This window comes from Devosia sp., assembly GCF_030689745.1.
Classification (GTDB): domain Bacteria; phylum Pseudomonadota; class Alphaproteobacteria; order Rhizobiales; family Devosiaceae; genus Devosia; species Devosia alba.
Window position 1 is genome coordinate 22,559 of record NZ_JAUYGL010000029.1, and the last position, 9,432, is coordinate 31,990.

11 protein-coding genes and 1 pseudogene are annotated in these 9,432 nt (G+C 64.1%); 8 read left to right on the forward strand and 4 right to left on the reverse strand.

The window, feature by feature from the left end:
* Positions 1 to 2: 2 nt before the first annotated feature.
* Entirely contained in the window at positions 3 to 602 is a 600-nt protein-coding gene (locus Q8O80_RS02785; protein WP_305576685.1) for an SCO family protein, read from the forward strand.
* The gene (locus Q8O80_RS02790; protein ID WP_305576687.1) at positions 599 to 1,345 is read left to right on the forward strand and encodes a TlyA family RNA methyltransferase; all 747 of its coding nucleotides are present in this window, start codon (positions 599 to 601) and stop codon (positions 1,343 to 1,345) included. Before Q8O80_RS02785 ends, Q8O80_RS02790 begins: the two co-directional genes overlap by 4 nt.
* Before the next feature lie 93 nt (positions 1,346 to 1,438).
* Here the strand turns inward: Q8O80_RS02790 and Q8O80_RS02795 are convergent, their stop codons facing one another.
* Positions 1,439 to 2,053: a TetR/AcrR family transcriptional regulator gene (locus Q8O80_RS02795; RefSeq protein ID WP_305576689.1), complete on the reverse strand. Its 615-nt coding sequence runs from the start codon at positions 2,051 to 2,053 to the stop codon at positions 1,439 to 1,441.
* A gap of 214 nt (positions 2,054 to 2,267) precedes the next feature.
* On the opposite strand from Q8O80_RS02795, the gene Q8O80_RS02800 reads away from it, so the two are divergent.
* Positions 2,268 to 3,233 (forward strand): alpha/beta fold hydrolase, encoded by a 966-nt coding sequence (locus Q8O80_RS02800; RefSeq protein ID WP_305576691.1) that lies wholly within the window; start codon positions 2,268 to 2,270, stop codon positions 3,231 to 3,233.
* Positions 3,234 to 3,332: 99 nt separating this feature from the next.
* Here Q8O80_RS02800 and aroC read toward each other — a convergent pair whose 3' ends face one another.
* Positions 3,333 to 4,448 carry a chorismate synthase gene (aroC, locus tag Q8O80_RS02805; protein WP_305576693.1) on the reverse strand — a complete coding sequence of 372 codons (1,116 nt, stop codon included), beginning with the start codon at positions 4,446 to 4,448 and terminating at the stop codon, positions 3,333 to 3,335.
* A gap of 53 nt (positions 4,449 to 4,501) precedes the next feature.
* Positions 4,502 to 5,155 (reverse strand): histidine phosphatase family protein, encoded by a 654-nt coding sequence (locus Q8O80_RS02810; protein WP_305576695.1) that lies wholly within the window; start codon positions 5,153 to 5,155, stop codon positions 4,502 to 4,504.
* A 345-nt stretch (positions 5,156 to 5,500) separates the two neighbouring features.
* Between Q8O80_RS02810 and Q8O80_RS02815 the strand changes: the two genes are divergently transcribed.
* Both Q8O80_RS02815 and Q8O80_RS02820 read left to right on the forward strand, forming a co-directional pair.
* Positions 5,501 to 6,916: an FAD-binding oxidoreductase gene (locus Q8O80_RS02815; protein ID WP_305576697.1), complete on the forward strand. Its 1,416-nt coding sequence runs from the start codon at positions 5,501 to 5,503 to the stop codon at positions 6,914 to 6,916.
* A gap of 15 nt (positions 6,917 to 6,931) precedes the next feature.
* Positions 6,932 to 7,537: a hemerythrin domain-containing protein gene (locus tag Q8O80_RS02820; RefSeq protein WP_305576699.1), complete on the forward strand. Its 606-nt coding sequence runs from the start codon at positions 6,932 to 6,934 to the stop codon at positions 7,535 to 7,537.
* Here Q8O80_RS02820 and Q8O80_RS02825 read toward each other — a convergent pair.
* Entirely contained in the window at positions 7,534 to 8,262 is a 729-nt protein-coding gene (locus tag Q8O80_RS02825; RefSeq protein WP_305576701.1) for an SOS response-associated peptidase, read from the reverse strand. The genes Q8O80_RS02820 and Q8O80_RS02825 overlap by 4 nt on opposite strands.
* Before the next feature lie 67 nt (positions 8,263 to 8,329).
* Between Q8O80_RS02825 and Q8O80_RS02830 the strand changes: the two genes are divergently transcribed.
* From Q8O80_RS02830 to Q8O80_RS02840, 3 genes and pseudogenes are all read left to right on the forward strand, one after another.
* Positions 8,330 to 8,743: an NUDIX hydrolase gene (locus tag Q8O80_RS02830; RefSeq protein WP_305576703.1), complete on the forward strand. Its 414-nt coding sequence runs from the start codon at positions 8,330 to 8,332 to the stop codon at positions 8,741 to 8,743.
* A gap of 31 nt (positions 8,744 to 8,774) precedes the next feature.
* The gene (locus Q8O80_RS02835; RefSeq protein WP_305576705.1) at positions 8,775 to 9,146 is read left to right on the forward strand and encodes a TIGR02301 family protein; all 372 of its coding nucleotides are present in this window, start codon (positions 8,775 to 8,777) and stop codon (positions 9,144 to 9,146) included.
* A gap of 101 nt (positions 9,147 to 9,247) precedes the next feature.
* Positions 9,248 to 9,432 (forward strand): annotated as a pseudogene (locus tag Q8O80_RS02840) (hypothetical protein); the annotation flags it as partial.

The window sequence follows — 9,432 nt, forward strand, 5'->3', positions numbered from 1 at the left end:
TCATGAACACGAAAACGCTACGCAATTTCCGCATTATCCTGTGGGTTCTGGTCGCCGTGGTGGCGATCGGCGCCACCGCCCTCTACGTCTTCCAGCCCCCGGCCCGGCCGCTCGGCATTACCGGGCAGGAATTTGCGCTGAACTCGACCAAGGGCGGCGCCTTCACCCAGGATGATCTGGCGGGCACGCCCAGCCTGATCTTTTTTGGCTACACCTACTGTCCCGATGTGTGCCCGACGACGCTGGCCGAAACCACGGCCATTCGCGACCAACTTGGCCTGGCGCCCGATGATCTGCGGATCATCTTTGTCTCGGTTGATCCCGAGCGCGACACGCTGGAAATGGTCAAGGAATATGTCGAAGGCTTTGACCCCAGCGTCATCGGACTGGTCGCCAGCAGTCTGGAACAAACTGAAAATGCCAAGGCAGCCTTTGGCGTGTTCTCGGAAAAGGTCGGCGAGCCCGGCGACCCCTATTATCTGGTCAACCACACGGCGCTGACCTTTCTGGTCAATGCCGACGGCACCTTCCAGGGCACCATTGCCTATGAGGAGGACCAGGACACTGCGGCAGCCAAGGTCAAGCGCCTGGTACAGGGATGAGCGAGCGCATCCGCCTCGATCTGGCGCTGGAGCAGCGCGGCCTGCTGCCCAGCCGGGCCCGCGCCCGGGACGCCATTCTGCGGGGCACCGTCACGCTCAATGGCGTCACCGCCGTCAAGCAGAACCAGATGGTGGGCAAGGACGACATCGTTGAGCTCAGCGATCCGGCAGCCAATTATGTCTCGCGCGCCGCCCTTAAGCTGGTGGCGGGACTTGAGGCCGGCGGCATCGACAGCAATGGCAAGATCTGCGTCGATATTGGTTCATCCACCGGCGGCTTCACCCAGGTTCTGATGGAGCGCGGCGCCAGCCGGATCTATGCCGTCGATGTCGGCCACGACCAGTTGCACAAGCGCCTCAAGGGCAGCGACCGTGTGGTCAGCATGGAAGGCGTCAACGCCAAGGATCTGACCGCCGAGATGATCCCCGAGCCCATCGACCTGCTGGTCTCCGATGTCAGCTTTGTCTCGGTTACCAAGGTGCTGGCTGCGCCATTGGCGCTGTGCGCGCCGGGGGCCGATGCGGTGATCCTGTTCAAGCCGCAGTTTGAGGTCGGCCGGAAGAATGTCGGCAAGGGTGGCATCGTCACCAGCCAGGAGGCCATCGACACGGCGCTGACCGAGATGATCGCCTTCATGGCCGCCGAGGGCTTCACCCACCGCCTGTCGATCCCCTCCCCCATTACCGGCGGCGACGGCAATACCGAGACGGTGGTGATTTTCCGGAAGACAACGCTAGGCTGAGTGAGCCCGGTGTGGCGTCGAAGCCCGCACCGCCTCAGCCGCATGGCGTCATTCCCGCAAAAATTTGCGATCCCCAGCCGCGCATAAGCCAGCCTAGGACTTGTCGGCCCCAGCGTTGGCACCATAGCGCAAGCCATCGATGAGCAGGCCCACCATGCGCCGCCCCAACGCCGTGTCGCCATCCGGGCCGGGCGCGGAAAGTCGCGCGATGGCGCGCAACAGCTCGTCGGGATCGGTACCGGCGCGGATGTCGCCAGCAGCGACGGCCGCGCTCAGCAGCTCCGTCAGGGCGGGCCGCAGCCGCGCGTCGAAATAGGCCGGCAAGGCCTCATAGGCGGGATCGCCGGAATGCAGCGCATCGGCCAGGCCGCGTTTGGCTGAGATGAAATCAACAAAGCGCTGTGCCCAGGCCGCCAGCGCGTCGCCCGGCGTGTTGGTGTGCGCCAATTGGGTTGCTGCGTCGGCGCAGGCGTCAAGTTCGCGGCGAAACACCGCCTTGATGAGATCGGCGCGCTGCGGGAAGTGACGATAGAGCGTGCCGACGCCGACCCCTGCCCGCTCGGCGATCTCCCGCACGGGCGCGTCCACGCCGGCGCTGGCAAATACCGCCTTCGCCGCCAGCAGCAGGGCATCAAGATTGCGCTGCGCGTCGGCCCGCACGCGCGGCTTCTTTCCCTGTTCGGTCTGGTCCGGCAAATCCTCGGTCACCGATGCTCCCCATACAAAACGGAACAGAGTTCCGCATAGTGTTGACAAACGGAACACCGCTCCGTATTTAATCGGAACAACGCTCCACTTCATCCATTTAGCATGGCCGAGCAGCATTCGCCAAGCACCGCAATCAACCCGACTGCGTCGATTGCGGCAATCCAGGGCGGCGCTTTGGCAGGGGTGGGGCGGTCAACACAAGGACCATTCTTCAATGAACAGACTGCTTTCTGAAGCCCTGCATATCCCCACCAATGCGCCAGTACCGGTGATCTCTGTGGCCCCCGTTACCCTGTCGGCACCGGGACGGGCGCTCGATCTTGAAGTCCGCATCAGCGCGCCGGTCAGCGGGCACGATTTGCCCGTCATCGTGCTGTCCCATGGCCATGGACCCTCGCTCTATCTTCCCTCGCTGAATGGCTATGGCCCGCTGGTCAATTTCTGGGCTGCCCATGGTTTTGTCGTCATTCAGCCCACCCATCTGAGCGCCAGGAGCTATGCCTTGGGCAGCGAGACCCCCGGCGCCCCCTTGTTCTGGCGCTCGCGTGTCGAAGACATGTCGCGGGTTCTGGACCAGCTCGACACCATCGAAGCTGCCGTTCCCGGCCTCACGGGACGGTTGAACCGCGACCGCGTCGCCGCCGTGGGACACTCGATGGGTGGGCAAACCGTCGGCATGCTGCTGGGCGCGCGCCTGACCGACCCCCGGGATAACACGGCGATCGACGTCAACCTGATGGACAGCCGCTTCCGGGCGGGCGTGTTGCTGGCCGCTCCGGGCAGTGGCCGCGACCTCAGCAGCTTTGCTGCCGAGAACTATTCGGCTCTCAACCCTGACTTCTCCCACATGACGACACCAGCGCTGGTGGTTGCCGGGGATGCCGATATCAACCCACACCTCAATGTGCGCGGCGCAGCGTGGCATGCCGATCCCTATCATCTCAGCCCCGGACCCAAGAGCCTGCTGACCCTGGTTGGCGGCGGACACGGACTCGGTGGCATCGCCGGCTATGATGCCAAGGAGACAACGGATGAAGATCCTGATCGCCTGGGGGCGGTACAGCGGCTGAGTTGGGCCTATCTGCGCAGTGCACTCGATCCGGCTGATCCGGCCTGGTCTGCGGCCTGTGCCGCCCTGCAGGGTAGCGCGAAATCGCTTGGGTCGGTTGAAAGCAAGTAGCGGCCAGACCGGGTTGCACCATTCACCGGCCTCGGTGCAGGCAGGGCAACCAGCTTTTCCTCGGGCAAATGTCCGGGGGAAGCACCAAGTCGGACTTGCCTAGTTCCGCTCGAACCCCACCGCGCCCTCACGGCCTGTCTGGCCACGATGGCGGAGATAATGGTCGGCCAGCACCAGCGCCATCATGGCCTCGCCAACCGGCACGGCGCGAATGCCGACGCAGGGGTCATGACGGCCCTTGGTGATGATGTCGGTATCCTCATTGCTCGTGGTCACCGTCTGGCGCGGGGTGATGATCGATGAGGTCGGCTTGACGGCAAAGCGGCAGACCACGGGATCGCCATTGGAGATGCCCCCCAGGATGCCGCCGGCCTGATTGGAGAGGAAATAGGGTTTGTCGGCGCCCGCGCGCATCTGGTCGGCATTGTCGACGCCGGTCAGGCTTGCTGCTTCAAAGCCCGCGCCGATTTCCACTGCCTTGACCGCGTTGATGCTCATCATCGCCGAGGCCAGATCGGCGCTCAGCTTGCCATAGATCGGCGCGCCCCAGCCCGCCGGCACGCCCTCGGCGACCACTTCGATCACCGCCCCGACCGAGTTGCCATCCTTGCGAATGCCGTCGAGATAGTCGGCCCAGTGCGCGGCCGCCGTCGCGTCGGCGCAGAAGAAGGGGTTCTGGTCGACCTGCGCCCAGTCAAAATTGGCATAATCGATCTTGTGCGGGCCCACCTGCACCAGGCTGGCGCGAATGGTGACGCCACCGAGCACCTGCCGGGCGATGGCGCCAGCGGCCACCCGCGCGGCCGTCTCGCGGGCCGAGGTGCGACCGCCGCCACGATAGTCGCGGATGCCGTATTTCTGGTCATAGGTATAGTCGGCGTGGCCCGGACGGTATTTGTCGCGGATTTCCGAATAGTCCTTGGAGCGCTGATCGGTGTTCTCGATGACCAGCGAAATCGGCGTGCCGGTGGTGCGCGGCCCATCGGTGCGCTCATCCTCGAACACGCCAGAGAGGATTTTGACCGCGTCGGCCTCACGCCGCTGGGTGGTATATTTCGACTGGCCCGGCTTGCGGCGATCCAAATCGCGCTGGATGATTTCGGGGGTCAGCGTCAAGCCGGGGGGGCAGCCATCCACCACCACGCCGAGCGCCGGCCCATGGCTTTCGCCCCAGGTGGTGAAGCGAAACAAAGTCCCGAAAGTATTGAACGACATGGCGCGGCCCCGGATGTTGCGGACGTTTTAGGGGCCTATGGCCAAGCGGTCAATCAACGGCCCGGGCTGTCCGCGACATCCCAGGTATTGGTCGCCGAATAGAGCGTCATGCGCCGACCGGCAAAATGGGCGATCACCCCCTGCGGCGGCGGCCAATTGAGCACATCGACCCGCTCGGTGCCTTCCACCAGGTGCCGCAGCACGCGCAACACGCCGCCATGGGCGACCACGACCGTGTGCTGGGTCAGTTCATGGGCAAAGCCGAGCAGGCGCGTCGCCACATCGGCGTAGTTTTCGCCACCCTCGGGCCGGAAGTGCCAGTAGCTGGCGTCGCGTTCCCCCGGCGCCTGGGCCAGGTCGCTGCTGAGTTCGGCGTGCAGCCGCCCTTCGAGCTCGCCAAACGAAATCTCGATCAGCCGCTTGTCATGAATCACCGGCGGCAGGTCCATGGCAAAGGCGGCCCGCATGCGATCCATGGTTTCGGCGGCGCGGCTGAGGGGGGAGGCAAACCATTTCAGCGATGCCGGATCGACGCCGTCGCGCTCGAGCAGTTCGCGCAACAGGATGCCATTGGCATCAGCCTGCAGCTGCCCCGTGCGGTTGAGGGGGATGTCCATGCTGCCCTGGTAGCGCTGCTCGCGATTCCAGTCCGTTTCCCCGTGCCGGGCAAAATAGAAGTCGGGCCATTGAAAGTCCGTCGTCGTCATACCTGCTCCTGCCGGCCTGTTGCCAGCTATCGGCGAACTGGCTGACCCGCCGGTCTGGCCGGGTTCAGCGCATCGCCCAATGTGTTGTCGCGCCGTTTCCCGCCGACATTCCGATACCAGTATCAACCTAGTGCATTTCGCCGGTAATGCCACCGGCCAGATCGCTTGACAGCTATGCTGCACTCACGCCCGCGTCATCACGGCGCCTGCGGCGATGGCGTTGACGCCGCTGCCCGCCTTGCCCATGATTTCCCGTGCTGGAGCTGCGGCCACGCTTGTGGCACAAGCAAGCTCGACGGTGCAAGTTCACCGCTATTCAACCAACAGCCAGAATACGGTTCTTCCATGCCCCTTTCCGCCTCAGCGATCGTCTCCCAGCTCAGTGCGCTGCTCGGCGCCAATGCCGTGATCGGCGAGGCCGCCCAGATGGGGAGCTATCTCAACGAACCGCGCAAACGCTTTCACACCGGGGCCGCCGCCGTGGCCATGCCCAATTCGGTCGAGCAGGTGCAGGCGATCATGCGCTGGGCCAGTGAAAACGCCGTCGGCATCATCCCGCAGGGCGGCAATACCGGACTGGTGGGTGCGCAGGTGCCGCTGCGGGGCGATGAGGTGATCGTCAGCCTGGCCCGGCTCGACCGCATTCGCGCCATCGACACGGCAGCGGGCACGATGACCGCCGAGGCGGGGGTGGTTCTGGAAAATGCCCACGCCGCTGCTGAAGCGCATAACACCATCTTCCCGCTCTGGCTGGCCTCGCAAGGCTCGGCGCGGATCGGCGGGGTACTCTCGTCCAATGCCGGCGGGGTCAATGTGCTGGCCTATGGCAATGCGCGCGAGCTGACCATGGGCGTCGAGGCGGTGATGGCGGACGGTCAGCTCTATCAGGGCCTGAGCTCGCTGAAAAAGGACAATACCGGCTATGATCTGCGCGATCTGCTGGTGGGGGCCGAGGGCACGCTGGGCATCATCACGGCAGCGACGCTGAAACTCTTTCCCAAGCCGGAAGACTACGAGACCGCCATCGTCAACATCGCCGGCCCCGAAGCGGCGCTGCCGCTGTTTGAATTGCTGCGGGCGCGCATCGGCACAAGGCTCAACGCCTTCGAGATCGTGCCGCAGATCGGGCTGGAGATGCAGCTCAGGCATGGTTTTCTCGATCAGAACCCCACTGCCGGGCCATCGCCCTGGTATGGGCTGATCGAAGTGGCGCGCATGCAGGGCGGCGAGGCCGGCAGCCTGATGTGCGCTATCGAGACCGCGTTCGAACAGGGTCTGATCGACAATGCGGTGTTCGCCGAATCGCTGGCCGACCGCACCCGCATGTGGGCGTTTCGCGAGCAGATGAGCGAGGTGCAGTCCAGGGAAGGCGCCTCGATCAAGCACGACGTGTCGGTGCCGATTGCCGCCGTCCCGCAATTGATCGCCGAGGGCATTGCGGCGGCTGAGCGCGTGTCGCCCGGCATTCGCGCCGTGCCGTTCGGGCATATGGGCGACGGCAATATCCACTTCAATTTCAGCCAGCCCGCGGGCGCCGATCCCAGGGCGTTCATGGCCGAATATGACGAGAAGCTGCACGTCGCGATCTATGAGATTGTGCTCAGGCTGGGCGGCTCGGTCTCGGCCGAGCATGGCATCGGCCAGCTCAAGGTCGAGCTGCTCAGGCAGGTCAAAGATCCGGTGGCGCTGGCGCTGATGCGCACCATCAAAACCGCGCTCGATCCCAGGGGCATCCTCAACCCCGGCAAGATGCTGGGCTGATATCAGGTTACACGCATGTGCCGTCTTGAGTGGGGCGACAAAGCGCTCCATCTATCGGCCATGTTGCTCAATATTGCTTTTCTCGATGACGCCACGCGTCCCCCCGCCCCCAGACTGGAGGGGCTGACCGCGGCCCAGCGTCAGCCCGGTGAACATTTGCGGATGATCCACGATCATCTGCGCGACAATATGAAAACGCTCGGCAAGCTGATCGAGCGCGCCAGGACCGGCAGTGTCACCCCGGCGGAAATCGCGGCAGAGACCGCTGATCTGGCCATGGTTGCCAATTTTCGCCGTTTCGGCAATCTGTGCGGCCAATACTGCCAGATCGTGCACACCCACCACTCGATCGAAGATTACGCAATCTTTCCGGCGCTGGCCGAACAGGGGCCGGTGTTCAAGGCGATTGCTGACCGTCTCAAGGCCGAGCACGTGGTGGTGCACGAGCTGCTGCTGGCACTGGTCGATGCGTTGAACGCCCTGGCCGGCGAGCCGACCCAGACGCGCTTTGACGACACCAGGGAAGTGTACCTGGCCCTGGAGCGCGTGCTGCTGTCCCATCTCGGTTACGAGGAAGAGGCGATGGGCGACGCGCTCGGCTACTTCGAGATCGGCGTCTAGAACAAATCCAGCTGCCCGCCGCCGCCCGCCACTTTCTTGCTCGGCTCCGGCTTCGCCACCGTCACCGGCGCGATCAGGCCCGGATCATCGTCACGCGCCGAATTGACCCGCGTCGAGACCGGATGAAATTTCAGTGCGCCATCGGGTAGGGGCAGGGCCAGTTGCGCGGCGCTGTTGGCGCGCACGTCACGCACATTGAGCCAGTCATCGATTGCCGATCCCTCCAGAATGGCCGGCATGCGGTGGTGGATGGCGGCGAGTTGATTATTGCTCGGCACGGTGATGGTGGCGAGGCTGTCGATTTCCTCGCCCTCAGGGCCGCTCCAGGTGGCGTAGAGCCCGGCCAGCGCCATCGGCCGGTCATCGGCAAAGGTGATGTAATAGGGCTGCTTGGATTTGTCGGGATTGGTGTGCCATTCGTAATAGCCGCTGGCCGGTACGATGCAGCGGCCATGCTTGAGCGCGTCGCGAAAGGCAGGCTTTTCCCCCATGGTTTCCACCCGCGCATTGACCAGCAGCGGAAACTCGCGCGGATCCTTGACCCAGCGCGGCACCAGGCCCCAGCGGGCGAAGTGCGCTTCGCGCCTTCCCCCCTCCTCCCAGATGGCGGCCACCGGCTGGGTCGGGGCGATATTGTAGCGCGGCACCATGTCGATGTGGTTGAGCAGGGCGAACAGCTCTTCCATCATTTCGGCCGGAAGTGTGGAAGCGTAGCGACCGCACATGTTCGGTATCTCCCAATTGGCCAACAACAGGTAGTCTGTGAGGCAACGAATCGCAATCGGACACGCCGTGACCCAGGATCTGCTCCTCGACAATCCCAATGCCGCCAGCGTCGCCCTGGTGCGCGATGGCAAGGTGCTGCTGATCAAGCGTGCCTATGATCCCTATAAGGGCCTGTGGACCCTGCCCGGCGGTCGGCTGGAGCCCGGCGAATCCATTGAGCAGTGTGCGGCGCGCGAAATCGCCGAAGAGGTCGGCATCGTCATCCGCAACCCGCGCCCGGTAATGGTGCAGGCACTGGGGCGCGACCTGGCGTTTCGGCTGGCCGTTTTTGTCACGCCCGATTTTACCGGCAAGATCGTGGCATCCGACGAGGTCAGCGATCACAAATGGGTTGATCCGAGCGCGCTGATTTCCTTTCGCACCACCACCCGGCTCGACGATGTGCTCGCCAGGGCCTTCGCCGTGCTGGAACAAAGCTGATAGAGATCGTCCCGTGCTGTACGGAACAATCATGAGAATTCAGCTGCGTGCCATCATGTTTGCTTTGCTGCTCGCACTGGGCGCCCTGCCCGTGCTGGCGATTGACCCGCCCTATCAAAGGCAGATGGAGCGGCTCTCCGAGATCATGGGGAGCCTGTATTTTCTGCAGCCCCTGTGTGGCAGTACAGAGGTGGACTGGCGCGCCCAGGCGGGCGACCTGATCGCACTCGACCAGCCCGACGAGGAGCGGCGCCAGCGGCTGGCCGGCGCCTTCAATACGGGTTATACGGCCTATGCGCGGTTTCACCGCAGCTGTACGCCGGCCGCCCGCGAGGCCCTCGACCGCCTGCTGCGGGAAGCCGAGCGCACCGCCCGCGACATTCACAGCCGCTTCGCCGAATAGGCTGGCGTGGTTGTGAAAATCGGTACAATAGCATACGTGTTGTTAACCTTCGGGTTACTTCTGCCGCGCCCGCCGCAATCGCCTGTGCTACCCGAGGTATCATGACGACGAGTAAAACCATGTTTGCCCCCGCTTCCGGACTGGGCGTTTTTGACCGCGAAAGCGGCGAGCGCCAGCTGGCGCTGGAATATCTGGCCGAGGCCTGGAATGAGGCCGAAGAAGACGGCGTACAGACCGGCTCGCTCGCCCATGCGTCGCTGTTCGCCGCGCTGGCCACTTTGGTCAA

Excerpts from the sequence above, each read along its gene's own strand:
- Q8O80_RS02800 (WP_305576691.1), top strand. The coding sequence starts at position 2,268 with ATGAACAGACTGCTTTCTGAAGCCCTGCATATCCCCACCAATGCGCCA.
- Q8O80_RS02820 (WP_305576699.1), top strand. The coding sequence starts at position 6,932 with ATGTGCCGTCTTGAGTGGGGCGACAAAGCGCTCCATCTATCGGCCATG.
- Q8O80_RS02825 (WP_305576701.1), bottom strand. The coding sequence starts at position 8,262 with ATGTGCGGTCGCTACGCTTCCACACTTCCGGCCGAAATGATGGAAGAG.
- Q8O80_RS02835 (WP_305576705.1), top strand. The coding sequence starts at position 8,775 with ATGAGAATTCAGCTGCGTGCCATCATGTTTGCTTTGCTGCTCGCACTG.
- Q8O80_RS02810 (WP_305576695.1), bottom strand. The coding sequence starts at position 5,155 with ATGACGACGACGGACTTTCAATGGCCCGACTTCTATTTTGCCCGGCAC.
- aroC (WP_305576693.1), bottom strand. The coding sequence starts at position 4,448 with ATGTCGTTCAATACTTTCGGGACTTTGTTTCGCTTCACCACCTGGGGC.
- Q8O80_RS02815 (WP_305576697.1), top strand. The coding sequence starts at position 5,501 with ATGCCCCTTTCCGCCTCAGCGATCGTCTCCCAGCTCAGTGCGCTGCTC.
- Q8O80_RS02790 (WP_305576687.1), top strand. The coding sequence starts at position 599 with ATGAGCGAGCGCATCCGCCTCGATCTGGCGCTGGAGCAGCGCGGCCTG.
- Q8O80_RS02785 (WP_305576685.1), top strand. The coding sequence starts at position 3 with ATGAACACGAAAACGCTACGCAATTTCCGCATTATCCTGTGGGTTCTG.